This is a genomic window from Halorubrum halophilum (assembly GCF_000739595.1).
In the GTDB taxonomy this organism is placed as follows: domain Archaea; phylum Halobacteriota; class Halobacteria; order Halobacteriales; family Haloferacaceae; genus Halorubrum; species Halorubrum halophilum.
This window is the reverse complement of the sequence record NZ_BBJP01000081.1, coordinates 21,522-41,617: the sequence shown is the minus strand read 5'-3', so window position 1 is coordinate 41,617 and position 20,096 is coordinate 21,522. Positions and strand designations below refer to the sequence as shown.

Sequence of the window (20,096 nt, the reverse complement as noted above, 5' to 3'; positions counted from 1 at the left end):
CTCCTACCGCCCCGGCTTGTACTCCCCGAACTCGTCGCGGAGCACGTCCGAGACCTCCTGTACCGTCGCGTACGCCTTCACGGCGTCGACGATGTGCGGCATCACGTTCTCGGAGCCCTGCGCGGCCTCGCGAAGCGATTCGAGCGCGTCGTCGACCGCTTCGTCGTCGCGGTCGGCCTTCACCCCTTGGAGTCGCTCGCGCTGGTTCTGTTCCTGCTCGGGATCGACCTCCTCTAAGTCCATCTCCGGTTCCTCGTCCACCTCGAACCGGTTGACGCCGACGATGACGCGCTCGCCGTCCTCGATCTCGCGCTGGCGCTCGAAGGCCACGTCCTGGATCTGCCGCTGGACCCACTGGCTCTTGACCGCCTCCAGCATCCCGCCGCGGCGATCGACCTCCTCCAGTATCTCGAAGGCGTCCTCCTCGATCCCGTCGGTGAGGTTCTCCACGTAGTACGAGCCCGCGAGCGGGTCGATCGTGTCGGCGGCGCCCGACTCGTGTGCGAGGATCTGCTGGGTACGGAGCGCGGTGCGGACCGACTTCTCGGTCGGGAGCGCCAGCGCCTCGTCTTTCCCGTTGGTGTGGAGGCTCTGGGTACCGCCGAGCACCGCTGCGAGTGCTTGATACGACACCCGGACGACGTTGTTCTCGATCTGCTGGGCGGTCAGGGTGGAGCCGCCGGTCTGGGTGTGGAACTTGAGCTGTTTCGACTTGGGGTTCTGCGCGTCGAACCGCTCCTCCATGATCTGTGCCCACATCCGGCGGGCGGCGCGGAACTTCGCGGCCTCCTCGAAGATGTTGTTGTGAGCGTTGAAGAAGAAGGAGAGTTGGGGGGCGAAGTCGTCGACGTCGAGCCCGGCGTCGATCGCGGCCTGCACGTACTCGATCCCGTTGCCGAGCGTGAACGCGACCTCCTGTGCGGCGGTCGAGCCCGCCTCGCGGATGTGGTACCCCGAGATGGAGATGGTGTTGAAGTTGGGGGTCTCGCCGGCGCAAAAGTCGAAGATGTCCGTGATGAGCCGCATCGAGGGCTCCGGCGGGTAGATGTAGAGGTTCCGTGCGACGTACTCCTTCATGATGTCGTTCTGGATCGTACCCCGAAGCTCCTCGCGCGGGACGCCCTGTTTGTCTCCCATCGCGACGTACATCGCGAGGAGGACGCCCGCGGGGGCGTTGATCGTCATCGACGTGGACACCTCGTCGAGCGGGATCCCGTCGAAGACGGTCTCGAAGTCGTCGAGGGTGTCGATGGCGACGCCCGACCGGCCCACCTCGCCCTCGGCCATCGCGGCGTCGGAGTCGTACCCCATCTGGGTCGGGAGGTCGAACGCCATCGAGAGCCCGGAGGAGCCCTGATCGATGAGGTAGTTGAACCGCTCGTTCGTCTCCGCGGCGGTCCCCATCCCCGCGTACTGGCGCATCGTCCAGAGCCGCCCGCGGTGCATCGTCGAGTAGACGCCGCGGGTGTACGGCTCCTCGCCCGGGTTCCCCAGGTCCTCGCGGTAGTCGTGGTCGGGGATGTCGGCGGGCGTGTACAGCGGGTCGACCTCCTGCCCGCCCGTGTCCGTGGTGAACGACTCCTTGCGCTCCCCGAACCGGTCGACCGTCTCGCCGTAGGTCCCCTCCTCCCACGACTCCTTGGCGTCCCGGATCGCGTCCAGTTCCTCGGGATCGTACATTACTAAACCGGTCGCGCGAGCGGGACTTAACACTTTTCGGGGGTGGGGATCTCGGGTCCCTCTCCGAGTCCGCCCCCAAACGCACCGAACTCCCGCCGACGGTCGGTTTCAAGTGTCGGCCGGCCGAATCCGGAGCATGGACATCCTCTCCGACTCGGCCGAGCGCTTCCTCGCCGCGACGGCGCCGGAACACACCCCGACGCAGGCGGAGATGGCCGCCCTCGCGGACGACTGGGGCTTCCCCACCATCGGTCCGGAGGCGGGTGCGGTCCTCCGGCTCCTCGCTCGCCTGACCGCCGCCGAGCGCGTCTTCGAGTTCGGATCCGGTTTCGGCTACTCCGCGACGTGGTTCCTCCGGGGCGGCGCCGACGCCGTGATCTGCACCGAGTTCGACGAGGAGGAGGCCAAACGCGGGGTCCAGTTCGCGGCCGACGGCGGATACGCCGACCGGGTGACCTTCGAGGTCGGCGACGCGATGGAGACGATCGAGCGCTACGACGGCCCCTTCGACGTCGTTCTCATCGACCACCAGAAAGGCCGATACGCCGAGGCCTACCGCACCGTGCTCCCGAAAGTCCGGACCGGCGGCGTGATCGTCGCCGACAACGTCACTAGGGGCCCGATCGACTTCGGCGACCTCGTCGCGCACTTCGAGGACGGCGCGCCCCTGCCGGACCCCGAGATCGACGGCGAGACCCGGGGTATCGGCGAGTACGTCGGCACCGTGCGCTCCGACGACGCCGTCGAGACCGCGATCCTCCCGGTCGGGTCCGGGATCGCGGTCTCGACGAAGGTGGAGTGAGGACGCGGCGTTATAACAACGCTCCTACCGGATCACGAACGCCGGCTCCTCGATCCGCTCGCTCTTACACTCCGGGCACCGCGAGGGCTCGTTGATCGGGTCGTCGAAGGCGTCGAAGCCGCAGTCGCGGCACTCGGGCGGCGCGACCAGCAGCTCCGCGTCGCCGTCGACCGACCGCGAGACGTGCTCCACGTGATCGAGAACGACCGGCGTCGGCAGCGACAGCGTCTCTCCGAGGTCGCTCGCGGTCGCCGGTCCCTCGCGGAGCGTGTCGGCGATGCGCTGTCGAGTCGTCTCCATGGGCCGGATTCGACGGCGGCGTATAAAACGCCGACGGCGGGGCCGGCCTCGCTCACCGCCTCCGTCTCACTCACCCGTCTCTCCCCGCCTCACGCGTCCGCTTTCGGCGCCAGCACCACGAGTGCGGTGGCGTCCTCGGTCGCGGTCGGCTCGACAGCCGTCTCGCCGTCGAACCGGACGATCTCGCCCGCCTCGACCGCGTGTTCCTCGCCGTCGAGCCGGACCTCGAACGCCCCCGTCAGCGCGTGGAACAGCACCGTCCGGTCGGGGTGAGTGTGTTCGGGGACGCTCTGGCCGGTGTCCAGCGACAGCCGGACCGTCTTCGGCTCGCGGCCCGGGAACGCCGCCGCATGCGGTTCGCCGTCGAGGTCGGCGAGCCGGACCGTCTCCGCGCCCGACTCGACCTCGACCTTCGGGAACTCCGCGACGAATCGGGAGGCCTCCTCGCGCTCGACGGCGTAGCCGTCCGCGTCGAACGCGGGCACCTCCGCCGCCATCTCGTGGTAGAGCGGCGTCGGCTCGTGGTCGTTGACGACGGTGAGCGTCTCGCCGGGGTCCAGTTCGGCGAACGCATCGTGGATCCGGTCGTGCCGCTCGCTCGGCGGGATCTGTCTGACGTCGAGTTCGGTCATCGGTCGCTACTCGCGTCCGGAGGGGGATGGGCCGTGTCGCGAACACGTTCGGAGTTGCGGATCGGTCTCACTCGTCGAGGGCGGAGTCGTCCGCAAGCAACTCCGCGATCCGCTCGCCGATCCGCGCCATCGTCGCGTCCGAGAGCCCGTGGCCGTCGCCCTCGTCGATCCGGAGGTCGACTGACGCGCCGCCCCGCCGGAACACGTCCGCGGTCGCACGGACGCGTTCGACCGGCACGTAGGGGTCGTCCTCGCTGCTGTCGAGCGCAACGGGCGTGCCTGCGAGGTCCCCGAGCCCGGTCTCGTTCACCGCCCCGTCCTCGTCGATCACCGAACGCTCCGCCAGGTCCTCGCCCGGGAGCGCCGCGGAGACGACGAACGCGCCGCCGTACCGCCCCGGCCGACGCCGGAGGAACTCGCTCACGACCGCGCCGCCCTGCGAGACGCCGACGAGGACGACGCGCTTGGGTCCGATTCCGATATCGCCGGCGGCGTCGAGGGTCGCCGCGACGCAGTCGGCCGCCGAGGTCAGCGCCGGCTCGTTGGCGGCGATCGGCGCGTCGTGACCGGCCGGGAACCAGTTCGAGCGGACCGCGTTCGGGGCGAGCAGCGTCGCGCCCGGCCGGGAGAACTCGTCGGCGATCCGGAGCAGCCCCTCGGCCGTTCCCCCGCGACCGTGGACGAGCACGACCGCGACCTCCGCCGCCGCGGCCGGGGCCCCCGCGGTCTCCAGCGTGGCGTCGGCGTGCGGGCCATCAACGCCCGAGAGCCTCCGGGTCATCGATCGGCGTCCGGTCGGGTGTTCCCGTCGCCCCCTCCCCCGATCTCGAAGTCGGGGAGCTGGCTCTCGATCAGCTCGCGGTCGTCCTCGAACCGCGGCGGGAGATACAGCTCGGTCGCGTGGCCGGTCACGCCGGGGTCCGCGAGGCCGGGGGTCTGCGGCCCGTCGGGCGTCGGGGCCTCCGTCGCGAGTTCGACGAGGAGCCCGCCGGGACCGCGCACGTACAGCGAGTGGAAGAAGTGGCGGTCCTTCACCCGCGACACGTCGTAGCCGCGGTCGCGGAACAGGTCGTGCCACTCGAGGAGCGCGTCGCGGTCGGGGATGCGCACGGCGGCGTGGTGGAGCGCGCCCGGCCCCTCGCGGAGGTACGGCGCGTCCCGGTCGAGGAGGTTGACGACGGTCGCGTGGTCGCCGGGGGCGCGGTAGCGGATCCGGTCGCCGGTCTCCGCTTCGTACTCGAAGCCGAGCGTGTCGAGCACGCTCGCCGTCCCGTACGGGTCCGTAGGGAGCGCGGTGACGCCGTACAGCCCGCGGATCGCGGTCGACTCGGGGACGGGGTCCGGCTCCGAGGCCGAATCGGCGTCGGTGGCGTCGTCGGCGCCACCGTCGATCCACGGGTCGCCGTCCGCGTCGCTCTCGACCAGTTCGACGCGGGTGCCGGAGGGGTCGGAGACGGAGAGCGCGCGGTCGCCAAAGCGTTCGGAGGAGGAGATATCCTCGACCGCGACTCCGCGATCGGTCAGTCGCTCGCGCCAGTAGTCGAGCGAGCCGGGCGGAACCGCGAAGGCGACGGCGGCGTACCCGGGCTTCCCGGCGCGTCCGGGGTCGCCGTGCGGGTCCGGAAAGACGGTGAACACGGAGCCGGGAGAGCCCGTCGCGTCGCCGAAGTAGAGGTGGTACTGGTGGCTGTCCTCGTAGTTCACGGTCCGGCGCAGGAGCCGGAGTCCGAGAGTCTCCGCGTAGAACGCGGCGTTTGCGCCGGCGTCGCCGACGATCCCCGTTACGTGGTGGAGGCCCGGGGTGTCCGAGAGCATGGGCCGACATGGGTCGCGCCGGCGCAAACCGGTGTCGGTCGGGGAAGGGGAGGCGGAGAGGCCGGCTGGGGAAAGCGAGTCGCAGCCGACCGCCTCAGGCGATCAACAGCAACCGAACGTTGCTCGCCGTGAGATAGGTGCCGACGACCGTCAGCAGGACCGGCGGGAAGTAGTAGAGGAACGCGTCGCCCTCGCGGGCGCCGTGGACGCTGATCCAGAGCATGATCAGGTAGACGGCGATCTTCAGGATAACCAGCCCGCCGAGCCCGAACGCGTCGAGCGCGAGCGCGACGACCGGGTTCGCCTCCTGGACCGTCGGAGCGTACTCCAGAAAGGCGATCGTCGAGACGATGTCGCCGACCCCGTACGTCGCGGTCGCGGCGATCCACAGCCAGTAGAACTGCTGTGGCCGTCGTCGGTAGGCCGGGCGTCGCCGCCGTTGATCGCGGGACCGGGACACGCGCTAACGTGTCGGTGATACGACGTGAATCTGCCGGTTCGAGCCAAGGTCGCGTGAGGTGAGAGCGCGCCGCTTCCGGATCGTTCAATGGCGCCCGCGCGGAGGAACACGATATGGGCACGCCACTGGAGCCGCGGGAGGAGCAGGTCGAGGAGGTCCTCGATCGGCTCTACGAGGAGTACCCGGACTCGACCATCTCGCTGAACTACTCGAACCGGCTGGAGCTGCTCATCGCCGTGATCCTCTCCGCGCAGTGCACGGACGAGCGCGTGAACAAGGTCTGTGCCGAGCTCTTCGAGACGTACGAGACGCCCGAAGAGTACGCGAACGCGCCCCAAGAGGAGCTCGCGGAGGCGATCAACTCGATCACGTACTACAACAACAAGGCGAAGTACATCCGGTCGGCCTGCGCCGACATCGCCGAGAAACACGACGGCGAGGTGCCCGACACGATGTCGGAGCTGACGGATCTGGCCGGCGTCGGCCGCAAGACCGCCAACGTCGTGCTCCAACACGGCCACGACGTGGTGGAGGGGATCGTCGTCGACACCCACGTCCAGCGCCTCACCCGCCGGCTCGCGATCACCGAAGAGGAGAGTCCGACGAAGATCGAACAGGATCTCCTCGACGTGGTCCCCGAAGACGACTGGCAGCAGTTCACGCACCTCATGATCGACCACGGCCGCGCGACGTGTACCGCGATCAACCCGGACTGCGACGACTGCGTGCTCGCGGACGTGTGCCCCTCCAAGAAGGGCGACGGCGACGTGGACCTGGCGAGCGGCGAGGCGTGGTGAGTGGGGCAGCGCGGAGTTGACGAGCGGCGGAGCGTGTGGAAGCCGGGAACGTGTTCGGGACGATTTACTTAAAGACCCCAACGACCGGGGGAGATCGCCGATCCGTTCCCTCCGAAGTGGAACTCGCTTCCGGGTTTATCGGTACACCCGGCGTATCCGTACATGAGGAGAGACACAATGTCCACCAAAAACACAAACGAGTTCGGCGGAGAGATCGGCGGCGTCACGCTCCTGGGGAAGGCGCACTCGCTGTCGGCGCTGTTCATCGTCCTGCTTCGGGCGACCATCGGCGGGATGATCCTGTTTGCCGGCCTCGGGAAGGTCTCGGAGTGGCCGTTCGACGCCGCGGGATACCTCGCGAACGTCGACGCGGCCAGCCCGGTGAGCGGGCTGTTCGCCGCGATGGCGTCGAGCCCGGCGCTGATGGAGGTCGTCAACGTCGTCGTCCCGGTCACGCAGGTGCTCATCGGCGTCGCGCTCATCGCCGGGGCGTTCGTCCGGCTGGCCGCGCTCGGCGGCGCGATGCAGATGGCGCTGTTCTACCTCGGCGGGTGGAGCGGCGACGTCCTCGCGCTGTTCGACTCGACGCTGGTGTACGCGATTGTGTTCCTCACGGTCGCCGCGTTCGGCGCGGGCCGCGTCCTCGGCCTCGACGCCTACATCGAGCAACTGGAGGTCGGCGGGCAGGCGCTCGTCGAGAAGTTCCCGGCGCTCCGCTACGTCCTCGGCTGAGCGGGGACGAATCCGGCCGGGAGAATCGAAGCAGCGGCGTGCGACCGCGCGCCGCCGACTCGTTTTCGATAAATCGGCGTCCGGTGCGACCGAATCTGCTTTTGGTGTTCGAGCTATCGACGGCCCTTCGACGTTTGCGGCTGTAGCGTGGAGGCCCTCACTCGTCGGCGATGCGTACCGTCAGCACCGGGACCGGTGATTGCCGGACGACCCGCTCTGCGATGGAGCCGATCAGGTAGTGGTCGATCCCCGTTCTGCCGTGCGTTCCCATCACGAGAAGGTCGACGTCGGCCGCGTCGGCGTAGTCAAGAATCTCGGTATGCGGGACGCCCGACTCGACGCGACGCTCGACGGCGACGCCGTCCGGGAGCGCACCGGCGGCATCGTCGACGGCCCGCTCGGCGCGTTCGCGCTCGGCGTCTTCCCAGGTCTCGGTTCCGAGGCCCATGCTCGGGCCCTCGAATCGGTTGCGCGTGTCGACGACCGACAGCACGTGGACCGTCGCGTCGTACTGTCGGGCGAGCGAGCCGACGTGCTCGGCGATCGTCGACGTCCCGTCGCTTCCGTCGGTCGGCAAGAGTAGGTGATCGTACATGCGTGAGTGTCGTGTGTCTGGCCGTATCAGATCCCGGCCCCGCCGGCCATCAGGAACAGCGCGACCGAGATGATGCCGAAGAGGCCGGCGACGCCTTTCTGGATGGTTCCGGTGTCGAGCGCGTTCGAGACGTACGGAGCGATCTGTCCGCCGGTGACCGTCGCGGGGACCGTGAACACGACCATGTTCCACGGCGTCGAGGCGAGGCTCAGCGAGTGGACCCCGCCGAAACCGAACGCGCCGAGAATCGTCCCGCCGAAGACGTGGACGAGCGAGGCGAGGATCGCCGTCGTCGCGACGATGATGTGGTTGGTCCCGATGGCGACTCGGGTGGGGACGCCGGTCCGGAGCTGGGAGATGATCCCGAGTTCGCCGCTTCCGAAGCCGGCCAGCCCCTGGAAGGTCCCGCCGACGCTGTAGTTGGCGAACCGTTCGAGATACCCCGTCCAGGAGTACTCGTACGTGTCGCCCTCGCGGTCGACCCGGGTGACCTCGCCCTCGTCGGTGGTGTCGACGCCCGCGGGGCCGAGTTTCCCGGCGTCGTCGGGAAGGTCCGCCGGCGAGCCGCCGTCGGTCGAGACGGCGTCGTCGGCCTCGTCCGGTTCACCGTGGCCGATGTCGGCGTTGAGCATCAGGAAGCCGGCGACGAGCAGCGCCGCGCCGAGGGCCGCGTGGAACAGCGGCTCCGGGATGAAGAAGGACAGCAGCGCCCCGGCGATGACGAAGGGAACGCTCCCAGCGACGATCGTCAGCGCGAGTCGCCGATCGACCAGCCCGTACTGGATGAACGCGATCGACGAGGCCGAGAGGCCGAACGACTCGCTGATCAGCCCCACCTTCACGAGCGTCTCCGGAGTGAGCGTCTCTCCCGACAACAGCGGGAAGATGAAGATCAGGAACGGCACGAACAGCGCCGAGCCGCTGATCCCGACCGTGTTGACGGTCGTCGCCCCGAGCAGAAAGAAGGGGAACAGCCACCAGTACTCCAGCCAGTAGTCCAGCCCACCGCTCCCGCCGGTCGGTGCGGCGAACAGGACCAGCGCCACGAACACCGCCGGCGCTGCGAAGACGAATACGTGTTGATACTTCAGAAACGACTTCTGGAGCCGTTGGGATCGAGTTGCGCTCATCGGTAGCAGTGTGTCAAAATAGCGCTTTGCGAGCGAGGGTGGTCAACGGCGAGCGGTGAGATACCGCCAGCGAACGACAGTAGCGTCGACATCCGGACGAACTCCCTCGTTCAGGGGAACGCCCCGGGAATCCGTCGCGGCACTGGTGCAGTCGTGGGATCACGTATTGGCCCGCCAGTACTGAATCCGTGTGTAAAGAATCTCCGTTTTAGAGCGTTTGTAATGAAAAACCCGGGAGATGCGGAGGATTCTCCGTGGTTCTTACAAAATCACCGTCATTTAACTTCTCGACCGGGTTTCAGGACTGTCTCTCTGGTGGGGCGCGTCCCTCTTGCCTGCGTTCGTACGCAGCGAGTCGGTCGAGACGGTCGTCCGTCGGCGGGTGCGTTCGGAACAGCCAGCGCTGGAACCGGTGGAGTCGCGTGCGAAGCCACCAGTACGACGGCTCTGTGTCGCCCTCCGGACCGAGCATCACCTTTTCGGGCTCCTCCGGTTCGAGCGAGAGGATCGACAGCGACGAGATACCGGACGCGTCGCGCAGATCGCGGTTCGGCGTCTCCGAGATGTCTCGATCGAGCCGTTTGAGCGCGCTCGCCAGCGCCGCGGGTGACCCGGTTATCTCCGCTGCAACGCGGTCCGCGGCGCGTTCTCTCACCCTAGACAGGCGAGCAGTGATCCCTTTTCCGACTCCCCAGACGACCGTCGAGACGAGTCCGAGCGGGACGATGACGACCGCGGTCCACCCCGGACTCTCGATGTCCGCGATTCGGGTCGCGAGCCCCTTCGCCAGAACGACCGGCAGGGAGACGATCGTCATCACCATCGCGTCCCGGTTTTTCACGTGCGCGAGTTCGTGGGCGATCACGGCTTCCAGTTCCGCGGTTCCCTCGAGAGCGTCGAGCGTCCCGCGGGACAGGATTAGATGGACGTTTCCCGGCCGGAATCCGACGACGAGCGCCTCGGGCGCCTGCCGTTCCGAGAGCGCGATCGTCGGGACGGGGATATCGAGCCGCGTTGCGACCCGCGTGACTAGCTCGTGCAACGCCGGTTCGTCCTCTCTATCGATGCGTTCGGCGTCGGCGACGCGTTCGATCGTGTCGATCTGTCGATGTTCGAGATACCCGACACTCGCGATCGTCAGCGCGGTACTGCCCGCCGCGAAGTGCGATGCCGGGGCCACACCGATGAACGAAAAGAGCCCGTAGAGGACGGCCCACACACCGACGAGAAACACCACGGAAACTATCCCTAATCCGAGAACGGCAGCGAACATCCCCGCGATAAGTGACGGCGATCTGGAGGGCATATCGAGGTGGTTCGACCGAACGCCTAAAAAAGTTGAATCCCCTGTACGGCCGGCGCCCTGTTTCGGGTTCCAATTCATATAAGACCGCGCGGCCGGTACGGAGCGGTAATGGAACTCGGTTCGCGGGACGCGTTCGCCCGGATGGGGACCCTCGGCATCGAAGAGGAGTTCTACATCGTCGATGCCGACGGCCGCCCGACCTCGGGGACCGACGATCTCGTCTACGGTCGCGACCCCCCGGCGGAGGTCCCGGAGGGGTTCGACCACGAGCTGTTCAAGTGCACCATCGAGGCGCAGACGGAGCTGATCGAGGACCCGTCGAACGCGGCCGACGCCCTCTCGACGGTTCGTGAGGCGCTCGTCGACCACGCCGCCGCCGACGGCTACCGGATCGCCGCCGCGGGGCTCCATCCGGCCGCGAAGTGGCGCGAGCTCGATCACGCCGAGAAGCCGCGGTACCAAGCACAGCTAGACCGGATCCAGTACCCCCAACACCGGAACACCACGGCGGGGCTCCACGTCCACGTCGGCGTCGACGACGCGGACAAGGCCGTCTGGATCGCCAATCGGCTCCGGTGGCACTGCCCGATCCTGCTCGCCCTCTCCGCGAACTCCCCGTTCTGGAACGGCTTCGACACCGGGCTCTCGTCGGCCCGCGCGAAGGTCTTCGAGAACCTCCCCAACACGGGGATCCCGTCCGCGTTCGACGACTTCGACGCCTTCCAGCGCTACGAGCGCCGGATGGTGGAGCAGGGCTCCATCGACGACCGCGGGGAGCTCTGGTTCGACGTGCGCCCCCACACCGGTCACGGGACCGTCGAGGTGCGCGCGCCGGACGCCCAGCGCGATCCGGCGGTCACCCTCGCGATGGTCGAGTACGTCCACGCCCTCGTCGTCGACTACGCCGAGTGCTACGCGGACGGCGAATCCGCACCCGCCCTCCGCCGGGAGCTGTTGGACGAGAACAAGTGGCGGGCGATCCGCCACGGCCACGACGCCTCCTTCATCGCTCGCGACGGCGAGGAGACGGTCTCGCTCGGCGAGGTCGTCGAAGACGAGTGCGACCGCCTCGGAATCTCTGGGATCCGCTCGGTGTACGAGGCGGAGAGCGGCACCCGACGCCAGCGCCGGCTTCAGGAGGAAGGGGGCCTCGACGCGCTCTGCGAGGACCTCGTGTTGTCGCCGTAGGCGGGAGTCGAGAGGCGATGAGAACGTTCCGTTGGAACCGAAACGACGAGAAACGCTTTTGGGCGCGCGGACCCGAGTTTCCGGTATGACTACTGACGATTCCGTCGACGACTCCGACGGCGAGTCGCCCACCGAGCGGACCCGCGAGGAGCTCCGAAAGACCAAGGAACGACTCGGAGAGGGCGCTGACAAGGCAGTTAAGGGGTTCGACGACAACGTCGTCGACCTCCTGTCGTGGCTGCTCGACACCGAGACCCGCGCGCGGATCTACGTCTACCTCCGCGACAACCCGAACAGCACCAGCGACGAGGTCGCCGACGGGACCGGCCTCTACCCGAGCACGGTCCGCGAGGCGCTCGCGGAGCTCCACGACGAGGGGACGGTCGACCGCGACAAGCGGGAGGCGAGCGGCGCGGGCAACAACCCCTACGAGTACGAGGCGATCGCGCCGAGCGAGCTGGTACAGGGCGTCGTCGGCGACGTGCAGCGCGAACTCAACGCCGTGTTCAACCTCGACCGTCGGCTCGGCGGCGAGTCGCCCGACGGCGACGCGGAGCCGGTCCAGATATCGGTCGACAGCGACGGAGCGGACGACGGAGACGGAGATGAGAGCAGCGAGAGCGATGGGGGCAAAGAGACCGTCGACAGCGACGACGGCGAAGCTGACGACGGCGAAGCTGACGACGACGAAACCGACAGCGACGAAGCCGACGACCGCTGAGTCGCGGCCGGCCGCTCCTGCTTCGAGACGTTTTAAGTTCCGTCCGCGCAACCGTTGTGCATGAACGTCGCGCTGGGTGGTACGTTCGATCCCGTTCACGACGGCCACCGGAAGCTGTTCGAACGGGCGTTCGAGCTGGGTGACGTGACCGTCGGGCTCACGTCGGACGAGCTCGCGCCGAAGACCCGACACGTCGAGCGGTACGTCCGCCCGTACGACCGCCGGAAGCGCGACCTCGAGGCCGAGCTGTCCGGCCTCGCCGACGAGCACGGCCGGGAGTTCGAGATCCGCGAGCTGACCGATCCCACCGGCATCGCCGTCGAGCCCGAGTTCGACGCGCTGATCGTCTCTCCGGAGACGAGAGATGGCGGGAAACAGATCAACGAGATCCGCCGCGAACGCGGCCACGACCCCCTCGAACTCGTCGTGGTCGACCACGAGACGGCCGACGACGGCGAGCGCATCTCCTCGACCCGGATCGTCGCCGGCGAGATCGACGAACACGGCAACCTCACCCCCGACCGGGAGGGACGAGGGGCGACTCGCCCGGAATGACGGGAGACGACGCGGCCGACTCCGGACGCCTCGACGCCCTCGCTGGCGTCGCCCTCGGCGAGACCGGATTCGAGCGCGCCGCCGTCTGGAGCGCGGTCGGCTTCGCGGTCTCGTACGTCGCCTTCGACGCGGTCGGGATCGTCGGCGGGATCGTGGGGCTCTCGCCCGCCGCCGCCAGTGTTGCTGCGGCCATAGCGATCCTGACCGCGGTCGGCGTCGTCGCCTTCGCCGCGGTCGGCGGGGGCGTGCTCCCGGCGGTCCTCCTCGCGTACGGTCCGTTCGCGGCGGTTCTCCTGCGAACCTCGGGGCCGGAGCCGTACTCGATCCCGCTCGCCGACCCCCTGTCCTTCCTCGTCGCACTGATCGAACCGCTCGGTGTCGCCGTCGCGGCCGCGGTCGCGGTCGGCGTCGCCGGCTACGTGGTCGGGCGCGTCGTCGCCGGAATCGGCGGTACCGAGGGAGCGAGTCAGCCGGATCCTGCGGACGAAAGCGCAGAGCCGGACGACTGATCCGAACTACTTCTCCTCGTCGAGCGTCCCGTTGAGCACCTTCGCGGCCACGAGAATCGGGTCCCACACCGGCGAGAAGGGCGGCGCGTACGCGAGGTCCAGCCGCTCGACCTCCGAGACCGTCATGTCCGCCTCCAGCGCGGTCGCGAGCGTATCGATCCGGACCGCGGCGCGGTCGGAGCCGACGATGCTCCCGCCGATGAGGCGCCTCGTGTCGCGATCGGCGACGAGCGTCACGTCGGTCGGCGCCGCGCCCGGGTAGTAGCCGGACCGGGAGCCGGCGGTCACCGTCTCGCGGACCGGGTCGAACCCCGCCTTCCGGGCCGCCGCCTCCTCGACCAGTCCGACGCGACCGGCCTCCATGTCGAACGCCTTCACGGCCGCGGTACCCGCGATCTCGCCCGCCGGCGAGGGGTCGCCGGCGACCGTTGCACCCACCGCCCGCCCGGCCCGGTTCGCGGTGAGTCCGAGCGGTACCCACGCCTCCTCGCCGGTGACGGCGTGGGTCGCGGTCGCGCAGTCGCCCGCGGCGTACACGTCGGGGAGGCTCGTCCGCCCGTACTCGTCGGTGCGGATCGCGCCGCCCTCACCGGTTTCGACCCCGGTCCCGTCGAGGAGCCCGGTGTTCGGTCGGATCCCGACGCCGACGACCGCGAGGTCGACGGGGAGCGTCTCGGCGCCGTCTCCGCCGTCGAAGGCGATCCCCTCGATCCGGTCGTCGCCGACGATCCTCTCGACGGGGGCGTTCGTGCGGACCGTCACGCCCTTCGCGTCCAGTTCGTCCGCCACGCGCTCGCCGACGGCCTCGCCGAAGTCCGAGAGGAGGTGGCCGGAGCGGTGGAAGAGGTGCACGTCGAGTCCACGACCGACGAGCGCCTCGGCCATCTCGACGCCGACGTAGCCGCCGCCGACGATCGCCGCCGTCTCGGGGGCCGGCATCGCGGCGTTGCGCTCGACGAGCTCGCGGTCGACCGCGCTCACGTCGGCGCGGTCGGGGTCGTACGCGTCCGGCTCGGCGACGTACGCGTCGATCGCGGCCGCGGCGTTCATGTCGTGAAGGGTGAACGCGCCGTCCACCCCCCGCACGTCGAACGGGCCGGTCGTCGCGCGTCCGCCCGTGGCGACGAGCAGGTCGTCGTACGGCTGCTCGACGGAGTCGCCCTCGGCGGTCTCGACGGCGACGGTCTTTGCGTCCGGGTCGACGCCGACGACCTCGTGCCCGCGTCGGAGGTCGATCCCGCGCTCGTCGACCTCGCTCGGCGACAGCGAGAGGAGGTCCGACATGCGCTCGACGCTCCCCTCAATGAAGTACGGCATCCCGCAGTAGGCGTACGATATCCACCGCCCCTTCTCGAAGACGACGACCTCGCGGTCGGGCGCCTCGCGGCGGAACTTGCTGGCCGCGCTCAGTCCGGCCGCGTCCGCACCGACGACGACGAACGGGTCGCTCATGGGCACATCGACGGCAGGGGGTGGTAAAAAGGCACGCCGGGGATGCGACGCGTGCGCGTCGACAGAACGGGTCGCCGGCTACGGATGCCGGCTACGTATCGCCGTCGTCCCGAAGCCGAGACAGCGTCTCCCGGGCGTTCTCGACAGCGGCCTCCTTCTTTGCGGGGTACGCCTCGACCTTCGCGCGGACGGTGATCCCGGGACCGAGGCGGACCTCGCCGCGGAACGCGGCCTGCTTGTCGACGCGGAGGAACAGCGCGCAGTTGTCGTCGACCCGCTGGTCGAGCTCGTCGATCACGCGGTCGACCTCGTCGAGCCCGGAGAGTCGGTCGAGGACGTGGCGCATCCCGTCGGCGTTCTCGATCCGAGCCGAGAGCACGACGATCCGGTCGCCGTGGTGGCCGACGTTCTCGACGCGGTCCAGTTCGGCGTCCTCGGGGAGGAACGTCCGGAGGGCGTCAGCGACCCGCTTCTCGTCCTCGGTGGCGTACGCGAACGCCCGGAGGTCGACGTAGTGGAAGGGGACTTTGGCCATGCGGGTCGGGAAAAGGGGGAGAGTTACTCCTCGCTCTCGACGGCGTCGAGGTCGTCCTCGGGAACGCCGGTCTCCTGACCGTCCTCGAAGCTGACCGTGTAGGTCGCGTCGCCGAACATCGTCTCCATCACCTGCGTGATCGTGCCCGTCTCGCCGTCGTACTCGCTGTGTTTGTCGTGGAGGACGACCTCGTCTTCCTTCTCGAAGCTCATACGCCAACTTTCCGCTGGCACGCTTAAAAGCGCCCGGATTCGCGGCGATCGGCGGGCGGAGTCGCCGGCGAGACCGACGCCGCCGCTCCCGCCTACCTCCGTCACCAGACCGCCAGAAGCGCCGCCCCGAGCGACACCGTCAACACGACGACGACGGCTGCCGTGACGACCGCGCTGTCGAGCGCGAGCGCGATGGCGACCCCGACGGCGAGCGCGAGGAACGCGGCGATCGCTCCGGGGACGCCGCCTCGTTCGATCAGGCGGTCGACCGCGTTCGCGACGCGTTGAGCCGGCGAGACCTCCGGCGGGCGCTCCGGGGGCTTCGCGAACGCCTCGTCGACGGCGACCTCCTCGGAGACGGTGTCCTCCGGCGGGTCGATCCGGATGTCCACGTACCGGGTCTCGGAGCCGTAGCCGGTGACGATCTTCAGTTTTCCGCGGACCGGTTCCGTCACGCCGTCGACCGAGACGTGGACGTGTCTCGTGGCCTCGTCGTCGACGAAGTGGTTCGTCTCTGCCACCGAGACGAACCGGTCGAGGTCGTCGTCGAAGTGCAGGTGGACGTGCGTGGAACGGCCCTCGTTCTCGAGCGCGACGGCGAACGGCCCGGTCGTCTCGAACCGGCCGGGCGCCCCGATCGAGTGGACCGCGTCCCCGTTTAGTTCGACGGAGAGTGTCGACACGTTCGGGTCGACGTACTCACACTAAAAAAAGATGCAGTACGGAACGGGGAATCAGTGCGGAACGAGGCGGAGGAAAGAAGACGACGCGTCCTACGCCGCCGCCTCTTCGCGCATGTCCGGCGGGAGGAGGTTCGGGATGCCGTCCTCGATCGGGTAGGTCTCGCCGCACTCGGTGCACGTGAGCGTCCCCGCGAGGATCTCCTCGTCGTCTCGCTCGTCGACGTCGAGGTCCAGGTCGGCCTTGTCGAGCGGGCAGCAGACGACGTCCATCAGGGATTCCTTCATGTCGCGTCGTTCGCGCGGACCGCTAAAAAAGCGTGCGGGTTGGCGGGCGCGGGAGTCAGAGGGTTTCGGGGGCGTCCGAAGCGTCACCCCGGATGACAACGACTTTGCCGATCCGTCACGCCCGGCGAGGTATGGGGATCCCGTCGGAACGGATCGACCGGCTGTTCGCGCTCGCCCGCGAGGCCGTCGTCGACGACGAGTACGACCGCGCGCGGGAGTACGTCGCGCTCGCGCGCCGGATCGCGGAGCGGAACCGCTGCGGCGTCCCCGCCGAGTTCTCGCGGAAGACCTGCGACGACTGCGGCGTCTACCTCCGCCCGGGGAAGACGAGCCGCGTCCGGCTCCGACCCGGACGAGTCGTCGTGCGGTGTCGCGAGTGCGGAGCGACCGCGCGGTACCCGTTCGACTGACCCGGCGCGGCCCTCCGCTCCGGCCTCGGACGGATAAAGCGTCAGCGTTTATGGCTCGCCCCGCGTTCTCGCGACAATGAGCGTCCCCTGCGTCGCGGTCGAGCGCGAGCGCGGCGAGGCGGTCCGCGAACGGCTCGCCGACGCCGACGCCCTCGACGGCGCCCACGAGATCGCGGTCGACGGCGATACGATCTACATCCCCGTTACGGACCCGGAAGCGGTCCCCGGCGACCTCGCGGCGACGATCGTCGAGCGCGACGCCGCCGAGCGCGACCGTCCGCGGACTCCCGCCGCGATCCTCGGCTACGAGCCCTCGCTGGAGCGGCTCGGCGACATCGTCATCGTCGACGAGGACGACGACGAGCGCGCCCGCGAGATCGCCGAGGCGGTGATGGCCTCCGACGTGCCCTGCGAGACGGTACTCAACCGAGCCTCCCCGATCGAGGGCGAGCTGCGCGTCCGGCGCTGGGACGTGCTGGCGGGGAACGGCACCGAGACGGTCCACCGCGAGTACGGCCACGAGTTCCTGTTGGACGTGGCCGAGGTGTACTTCTCCCCGCGACTCGCCACCGAGCGCCACCGCGTGATCGAGCAGGTCGAGTCGGGCGAGACTGCGATCGACATGTTCGCCGGCGTCGGCCCCTACGCGGTGCCGATGGCGGCTCGCGGCGCCGGCACCGTCGCCTGCGACCTCAACGAGCGTGCGGTGGAGTACCTCCGGGAGAACGCCGAGCGCAACGGCGTCGCCGACCGCGTGACCGCGATCGCCGGCGACGTGCGGGAGATCGGCGACGAGTACGCCGATACCGCCGACAGGCTCGTGATGAACCTCCCGCACTCCGCCGACGAGTTCCTCGACACCGCCGTTCGGCTGGCGGGCGACGACTGCGTCGTTCACTACTACGACATCCAACACGAAGACGACCCGTTCGGCCCCGGAACGCGGGAGATCCGCGAGGCCGCCGGCGACGCGTACGACGTGAGCGTCGAGACGGAGCGCGTCGTCCGGTCGTACGCGCCCCACGAGTACAACGTCTGTCTGGACGTCAGGCTGACGCGGGTGTGAGAACGAGCGGTTGTGAGGACGGCGACACCGCTTTGCGGGGCGAGCGGACAGCGTGACTGCCGTCCCACCCGGGGAACGCCGACGGGTCGGGACGGCTGCGGGCCCGTCACATGACAAGAGTCCACGGCCGCGGACGGTCGGGGCCAGAGGCGATTTCGCGCTTGGCACGTCGGAGACGTGAGTCACACGCCGGCCGTGTCGGATCGCTGATAGTGGTGACAGCCGCGCCGGGTCGCGGTGGGGGTCGCGACCGACGAGACGAGCGACGCCCGGTACGGGCTCCGACCGGGCAGACACCGTCGGGGGAGTCGATCCCCGCCATCGCGGCACGCGATCGGTGCGATCACATCTCAACCGAAGTCCAAACACGCATATATGCTTTTTCCTTATATTCCTGAGACGATGTTCTATTCTGTACATCAATTCGAACGATATCGAATGTATTTCGAAACAGACGCACACAGTCGATCGATGACAGCGATCGCTCGAAATCGGCCGGTGTCGCGTGATCGCGCGGAGCGTGGCGCCGCGGTTTCGGAACCCTTATTTTTCCGTTCGGGAATGGTAAGACGCGTGCCGGGGTAGCTCAGCTGGCAGAGCGATTCCTTCGTAAGGAATAGGTCGAGGGTTCAAATCCCTCCTCCGGCTTTCGTTTCTTTCACACTCTCCGTCAAACCGATCGTTCGTTCACAGAGCGCCAGCAATCCGATTATACTCTCTAAAGAATATTAGGGCGGTATCTATCCCTCTTGCTAACGTTTGTCATAATATGCGACCAGAATCAGAGACTAACGGCGAAGAACTGTACGAGTGTTTCAAATGCGGTGCGCGATCCGAGTCGGGCGGCACCTGCGAGTGCGGCGGAGAGCTTCAACATCTCGGACGGTCGCGGGATCTGTAACGAGGGCGGGAGTCACTCGCCGTCACCGGCGTCGTCTGCTTTCCCCTCGTCGTCCTCCTCGTCCCCTTCTCCATCGTCTGTCGTCGCATCGTAGTCGGGCAGGGAGAGGACGTTCTCGCGGCCGAGCCGGAATCCGTCGAGATCGCCCTCATCGCGGAGCCCCGTCACGACTTGACTCGTCTTGGCAGCGGTCCAGTCGAGCTCCTCGGCGACTCGCTTCTGTTTCATCCGGCCGCCGTTGGCCTCGACGAGCCGAAGCACCTGCTCCTCGTTGCTCAACAGGTCGTCGTCGATCGGTGCCGCCGAGTCGGCCCCCGTATCGTCGCCGGATCCGGCGGGACCGTCATCCCCGTCGGCACCGGCCACTGCCGTCGCGGCCGCCGCGCTCTTCGAATCCTCCGCGTCGTCCGCGGACTCGTCGGCCGTCGCAGCCGGTCCCTCCGAGGGGCTACTGGCCTCCGAACTTCCCCACGGCCGGCGTCGGTAGCCGACCACGGCGACGATCGCGACGAGCAGTCCGACCGCGACCAACGGGACCGCCCCCGCGGAGCGCCCCTCGGGTTCGATCGTCACGCGCGGTTCGCCCTCGGTGAAGTCGACCGGGCCCTGCCAGACGACCGCGCTGTCGCGGGTCTCGGTCGGCGACGGCGACGCGTCGCCGAGCCGGTAGCCGTCCTCCCACGAGACGATGAGCGACGAGGTCTCGTCGAGAAACAGCGCGTCGATCGCGTCCCCGACGACGAGCCGGCTGCCGTCGACGGCCGCGAAGTTGCTCCACTCGAACCGATACGTCAGGACGCCGTACGACTGCGGGAGTTCGCGTCGATCGGCGGTCACCGTGACGTTCGTGACGTTCATCTTGCGGCCCGTCGCGTTCTCGGCGGTGTCGGCCGTCGCGCGCATGCGCTCACCGAACTGGGACGCGTACGCGTCCGGGTCCGACTCCACGTCCGCACGGAGCTCCTCGAAGGCCTGCTCCTCGTCGTCGTTCGCGAGTTGGACCCGGTACTGCGTCTCCCAGACCGCGTCCCCGTCGGGCTCGACGGAGACCTCGATCAGAACGTCGTCCGGGTTGACGTCCATCTGGTCGAAACCGCCGGCCTGGAGGCCCGCACCGCTCTGTGCGGCCCCGATCGACGCGAGTCCGGCGCTGGCGGCGACCGCGACGACGACGAGAAGGAGCACCGTTCGCTGCACGGACGAACCGTTACGAGGCTCGGATAAATCGCTTCCCATCTCACGAGTGAGGACGAGCCGGGATCAAGCCGAGCGGCGTTTGCAGGTGAGCACAACGCCGGTCGCTCGCGGTCACTCCGCGACGCGACCGGGC

At 68.6% G+C, this 20,096-nt stretch carries 26 protein-coding genes and 1 tRNA gene; 11 read left to right on the top strand and 16 right to left on the bottom strand.

Annotated features, from left to right (window positions below; all coding sequences use genetic code 11):
- Positions 1 to 3: 3 nt before the first annotated feature.
- Complete coding sequence (locus ACP96_RS16165; protein ID WP_050034105.1) at positions 4 to 1,680, bottom strand: acyl-CoA mutase large subunit family protein; 1,677 nt, start codon at positions 1,678 to 1,680, stop codon at positions 4 to 6.
- A 136-nt stretch (positions 1,681 to 1,816) separates the two neighbouring features.
- On the opposite strand from ACP96_RS16165, the gene ACP96_RS16160 reads away from it, so the two are divergent.
- On the top strand, positions 1,817 to 2,482 hold the full coding sequence (locus tag ACP96_RS16160; RefSeq protein WP_050023156.1) for an O-methyltransferase: 666 nt from the start codon (positions 1,817 to 1,819) through the stop codon (positions 2,480 to 2,482).
- A 24-nt stretch (positions 2,483 to 2,506) separates the two neighbouring features.
- Here ACP96_RS16160 and ACP96_RS16155 read toward each other — a convergent pair whose 3' ends face one another.
- The 5 genes from ACP96_RS16155 to ACP96_RS16135 all read right to left on the bottom strand — a co-directional run bounded on the left by ACP96_RS16155 (position 2,507) and on the right by ACP96_RS16135 (position 5,689).
- Positions 2,507 to 2,782: a transcriptional regulator gene (locus ACP96_RS16155; protein WP_050023154.1), complete on the bottom strand. Its 276-nt coding sequence runs from the start codon at positions 2,780 to 2,782 to the stop codon at positions 2,507 to 2,509.
- Between the two features lie 89 nt (positions 2,783 to 2,871).
- On the bottom strand, positions 2,872 to 3,414 hold the full coding sequence (locus tag ACP96_RS16150; protein ID WP_050034104.1) for a DUF2249 domain-containing protein: 543 nt from the start codon (positions 3,412 to 3,414) through the stop codon (positions 2,872 to 2,874).
- A 67-nt stretch (positions 3,415 to 3,481) separates the two neighbouring features.
- A complete protein-coding gene (locus ACP96_RS16145) occupies positions 3,482 to 4,195 on the bottom strand; it encodes an alpha/beta hydrolase (RefSeq protein ID WP_050034103.1) in 714 nt (237 codons plus the stop codon).
- Positions 4,192 to 5,229 (bottom strand): VOC family protein, encoded by a 1,038-nt coding sequence (locus tag ACP96_RS16140; RefSeq protein ID WP_050034102.1) that lies wholly within the window; start codon positions 5,227 to 5,229, stop codon positions 4,192 to 4,194. Before ACP96_RS16140 ends, ACP96_RS16145 begins: the two co-directional genes overlap by 4 nt.
- A gap of 94 nt (positions 5,230 to 5,323) precedes the next feature.
- Positions 5,324 to 5,689 carry a hypothetical protein gene (locus ACP96_RS16135; RefSeq protein WP_050023152.1) on the bottom strand — a complete coding sequence of 122 codons (366 nt, stop codon included), beginning with the start codon at positions 5,687 to 5,689 and terminating at the stop codon, positions 5,324 to 5,326.
- 113 nt (positions 5,690 to 5,802) lie between these two features.
- Here ACP96_RS16135 and nth point away from each other — a divergent pair, with 113 nt between their 5' ends.
- The gene (nth, locus tag ACP96_RS16130) at positions 5,803 to 6,486 is read left to right on the top strand and encodes an endonuclease III (protein WP_050034101.1); all 684 of its coding nucleotides are present in this window, start codon (positions 5,803 to 5,805) and stop codon (positions 6,484 to 6,486) included.
- Between the two features lie 177 nt (positions 6,487 to 6,663).
- Positions 6,664 to 7,218 (top strand): DoxX family membrane protein, encoded by a 555-nt coding sequence (locus ACP96_RS16125; RefSeq protein ID WP_050023148.1) that lies wholly within the window; start codon positions 6,664 to 6,666, stop codon positions 7,216 to 7,218.
- Positions 7,219 to 7,375: 157 nt separating this feature from the next.
- Here ACP96_RS16125 and ACP96_RS16120 read toward each other — a convergent pair whose 3' ends face one another.
- The 3 genes from ACP96_RS16120 to ACP96_RS16110 form a co-directional block, all read right to left on the bottom strand.
- Positions 7,376 to 7,813 carry a universal stress protein gene (locus ACP96_RS16120; RefSeq protein ID WP_050023146.1) on the bottom strand — a complete coding sequence of 146 codons (438 nt, stop codon included), beginning with the start codon at positions 7,811 to 7,813 and terminating at the stop codon, positions 7,376 to 7,378.
- Positions 7,814 to 7,839: 26 nt separating this feature from the next.
- A complete protein-coding gene (locus ACP96_RS16115) occupies positions 7,840 to 8,943 on the bottom strand; it encodes a sulfite exporter TauE/SafE family protein (protein WP_050023144.1) in 1,104 nt (367 codons plus the stop codon).
- A gap of 298 nt (positions 8,944 to 9,241) precedes the next feature.
- Entirely contained in the window at positions 9,242 to 10,249 is a 1,008-nt protein-coding gene (locus tag ACP96_RS16110; RefSeq protein ID WP_050034100.1) for a M48 family metallopeptidase, read from the bottom strand.
- Between the two features lie 108 nt (positions 10,250 to 10,357).
- Between ACP96_RS16110 and ACP96_RS16105 the strand changes: the two genes are divergently transcribed.
- The 4 genes from ACP96_RS16105 (at position 10,358) to ACP96_RS16090 (ending at position 13,222) form a co-directional block, all read left to right on the top strand.
- Positions 10,358 to 11,437 carry a glutamate--cysteine ligase gene (locus tag ACP96_RS16105; RefSeq protein ID WP_050034099.1) on the top strand — a complete coding sequence of 360 codons (1,080 nt, stop codon included), beginning with the start codon at positions 10,358 to 10,360 and terminating at the stop codon, positions 11,435 to 11,437.
- Positions 11,438 to 11,522: 85 nt separating this feature from the next.
- Positions 11,523 to 12,158 carry a winged helix-turn-helix domain-containing protein gene (locus ACP96_RS16100; protein ID WP_050034098.1) on the top strand — a complete coding sequence of 212 codons (636 nt, stop codon included), beginning with the start codon at positions 11,523 to 11,525 and terminating at the stop codon, positions 12,156 to 12,158.
- A 60-nt stretch (positions 12,159 to 12,218) separates the two neighbouring features.
- Positions 12,219 to 12,713 (top strand): phosphopantetheine adenylyltransferase, encoded by a 495-nt coding sequence (locus ACP96_RS16095; RefSeq protein WP_050034097.1) that lies wholly within the window; start codon positions 12,219 to 12,221, stop codon positions 12,711 to 12,713.
- Positions 12,710 to 13,222 (top strand): hypothetical protein, encoded by a 513-nt coding sequence (locus tag ACP96_RS16090; protein ID WP_050034096.1) that lies wholly within the window; start codon positions 12,710 to 12,712, stop codon positions 13,220 to 13,222. Before ACP96_RS16095 ends, ACP96_RS16090 begins: the two co-directional genes overlap by 4 nt.
- A gap of 6 nt (positions 13,223 to 13,228) precedes the next feature.
- On the opposite strand, the gene ACP96_RS16085 is transcribed toward ACP96_RS16090, so the two are convergent.
- The 5 genes from ACP96_RS16085 to ACP96_RS16065 all read right to left on the bottom strand — a co-directional run bounded on the left by ACP96_RS16085 (position 13,229) and on the right by ACP96_RS16065 (position 16,389).
- Positions 13,229 to 14,674 carry an FAD-dependent oxidoreductase gene (locus ACP96_RS16085; protein WP_050034095.1) on the bottom strand — a complete coding sequence of 482 codons (1,446 nt, stop codon included), beginning with the start codon at positions 14,672 to 14,674 and terminating at the stop codon, positions 13,229 to 13,231.
- 91 nt (positions 14,675 to 14,765) lie between these two features.
- The gene (locus ACP96_RS16080) at positions 14,766 to 15,209 is read right to left on the bottom strand and encodes an RNA-binding protein (protein ID WP_050023140.1); all 444 of its coding nucleotides are present in this window, start codon (positions 15,207 to 15,209) and stop codon (positions 14,766 to 14,768) included.
- A 23-nt stretch (positions 15,210 to 15,232) separates the two neighbouring features.
- A complete protein-coding gene (locus ACP96_RS16075) occupies positions 15,233 to 15,421 on the bottom strand; it encodes a hypothetical protein (protein ID WP_050023138.1) in 189 nt (62 codons plus the stop codon).
- A 101-nt stretch (positions 15,422 to 15,522) separates the two neighbouring features.
- Positions 15,523 to 16,104 (bottom strand): DUF7524 family protein, encoded by a 582-nt coding sequence (locus tag ACP96_RS16070; protein WP_050023137.1) that lies wholly within the window; start codon positions 16,102 to 16,104, stop codon positions 15,523 to 15,525.
- 90 nt (positions 16,105 to 16,194) lie between these two features.
- Positions 16,195 to 16,389, bottom strand: coding sequence for a methytransferase partner Trm112 (locus ACP96_RS16065; protein WP_164471153.1), 195 nt, complete (start codon positions 16,387 to 16,389; stop codon positions 16,195 to 16,197).
- Between the two features lie 131 nt (positions 16,390 to 16,520).
- On the opposite strand from ACP96_RS16065, the gene ACP96_RS16060 reads away from it, so the two are divergent.
- Entirely contained in the window at positions 16,521 to 16,799 is a 279-nt protein-coding gene (locus tag ACP96_RS16060) for a ribonuclease P protein component 4 (RefSeq protein WP_050023136.1), read from the top strand.
- A 76-nt stretch (positions 16,800 to 16,875) separates the two neighbouring features.
- A complete protein-coding gene (locus ACP96_RS16055; RefSeq protein ID WP_050034094.1) occupies positions 16,876 to 17,865 on the top strand; it encodes a class I SAM-dependent methyltransferase in 990 nt (329 codons plus the stop codon).
- A 182-nt stretch (positions 17,866 to 18,047) separates the two neighbouring features.
- Here ACP96_RS16055 and ACP96_RS18950 read toward each other — a convergent pair whose 3' ends face one another.
- Positions 18,048 to 18,212, bottom strand: coding sequence for a hypothetical protein (locus ACP96_RS18950; protein ID WP_154020514.1), 165 nt, complete (start codon positions 18,210 to 18,212; stop codon positions 18,048 to 18,050).
- Between the two features lie 228 nt (positions 18,213 to 18,440).
- Here ACP96_RS18950 and ACP96_RS16050 point away from each other — a divergent pair.
- Together ACP96_RS16050 and ACP96_RS18945 are read left to right on the top strand one after the other, a co-directional pair.
- Positions 18,441 to 18,513: transfer RNA gene (locus ACP96_RS16050), tRNA-Thr, on the top strand.
- A 121-nt stretch (positions 18,514 to 18,634) separates the two neighbouring features.
- Positions 18,635 to 18,766, top strand: a complete 132-nt coding sequence (locus ACP96_RS18945; RefSeq protein ID WP_152663291.1) for a rubrerythrin-like domain-containing protein — start codon at positions 18,635 to 18,637, stop codon at positions 18,764 to 18,766.
- Between the two features lie 12 nt (positions 18,767 to 18,778).
- Here the strand turns inward: ACP96_RS18945 and ACP96_RS16045 are convergent, their stop codons facing one another.
- On the bottom strand, positions 18,779 to 19,963 hold the full coding sequence (locus ACP96_RS16045) for a helix-turn-helix transcriptional regulator (RefSeq protein WP_050034093.1): 1,185 nt from the start codon (positions 19,961 to 19,963) through the stop codon (positions 18,779 to 18,781).
- Positions 19,964 to 20,096 lie beyond the last annotated feature (133 nt).

Excerpts from the sequence above, each read along its gene's own strand:
- ACP96_RS16145 (WP_050034103.1), bottom strand. The coding sequence starts at position 4,195 with ATGACCCGGAGGCTCTCGGGCGTTGATGGCCCGCACGCCGACGCCACG.
- ACP96_RS16125 (WP_050023148.1), top strand. The coding sequence starts at position 6,664 with ATGTCCACCAAAAACACAAACGAGTTCGGCGGAGAGATCGGCGGCGTC.
- ACP96_RS16110 (WP_050034100.1), bottom strand. The coding sequence starts at position 10,249 with ATGCCCTCCAGATCGCCGTCACTTATCGCGGGGATGTTCGCTGCCGTT.
- ACP96_RS16055 (WP_050034094.1), top strand. The coding sequence starts at position 16,876 with ATGAGCGTCCCCTGCGTCGCGGTCGAGCGCGAGCGCGGCGAGGCGGTC.
- ACP96_RS16115 (WP_050023144.1), bottom strand. The coding sequence starts at position 8,943 with ATGAGCGCAACTCGATCCCAACGGCTCCAGAAGTCGTTTCTGAAGTAT.
- ACP96_RS16100 (WP_050034098.1), top strand. The coding sequence starts at position 11,523 with ATGACTACTGACGATTCCGTCGACGACTCCGACGGCGAGTCGCCCACC.
- ACP96_RS16085 (WP_050034095.1), bottom strand. The coding sequence starts at position 14,674 with ATGAGCGACCCGTTCGTCGTCGTCGGTGCGGACGCGGCCGGACTGAGC.
- ACP96_RS16090 (WP_050034096.1), top strand. The coding sequence starts at position 12,710 with ATGACGGGAGACGACGCGGCCGACTCCGGACGCCTCGACGCCCTCGCT.
- ACP96_RS16095 (WP_050034097.1), top strand. The coding sequence starts at position 12,219 with ATGAACGTCGCGCTGGGTGGTACGTTCGATCCCGTTCACGACGGCCAC.
- ACP96_RS16165 (WP_050034105.1), bottom strand. The coding sequence starts at position 1,680 with ATGTACGATCCCGAGGAACTGGACGCGATCCGGGACGCCAAGGAGTCG.
- ACP96_RS16140 (WP_050034102.1), bottom strand. The coding sequence starts at position 5,229 with ATGCTCTCGGACACCCCGGGCCTCCACCACGTAACGGGGATCGTCGGC.
- ACP96_RS18945 (WP_152663291.1), top strand. The coding sequence starts at position 18,635 with ATGCGACCAGAATCAGAGACTAACGGCGAAGAACTGTACGAGTGTTTC.
- ACP96_RS16120 (WP_050023146.1), bottom strand. The coding sequence starts at position 7,813 with ATGTACGATCACCTACTCTTGCCGACCGACGGAAGCGACGGGACGTCG.
- nth (WP_050034101.1), top strand. The coding sequence starts at position 5,803 with ATGGGCACGCCACTGGAGCCGCGGGAGGAGCAGGTCGAGGAGGTCCTC.
- ACP96_RS16155 (WP_050023154.1), bottom strand. The coding sequence starts at position 2,782 with ATGGAGACGACTCGACAGCGCATCGCCGACACGCTCCGCGAGGGACCG.
- ACP96_RS16060 (WP_050023136.1), top strand. The coding sequence starts at position 16,521 with ATGGGGATCCCGTCGGAACGGATCGACCGGCTGTTCGCGCTCGCCCGC.
- ACP96_RS16150 (WP_050034104.1), bottom strand. The coding sequence starts at position 3,414 with ATGACCGAACTCGACGTCAGACAGATCCCGCCGAGCGAGCGGCACGAC.
- ACP96_RS16065 (WP_164471153.1), bottom strand. The coding sequence starts at position 16,389 with ATGAAGGAATCCCTGATGGACGTCGTCTGCTGCCCGCTCGACAAGGCC.
- ACP96_RS16080 (WP_050023140.1), bottom strand. The coding sequence starts at position 15,209 with ATGGCCAAAGTCCCCTTCCACTACGTCGACCTCCGGGCGTTCGCGTAC.
- ACP96_RS16075 (WP_050023138.1), bottom strand. The coding sequence starts at position 15,421 with ATGAGCTTCGAGAAGGAAGACGAGGTCGTCCTCCACGACAAACACAGC.
- ACP96_RS16160 (WP_050023156.1), top strand. The coding sequence starts at position 1,817 with ATGGACATCCTCTCCGACTCGGCCGAGCGCTTCCTCGCCGCGACGGCG.
- ACP96_RS16105 (WP_050034099.1), top strand. The coding sequence starts at position 10,358 with ATGGAACTCGGTTCGCGGGACGCGTTCGCCCGGATGGGGACCCTCGGC.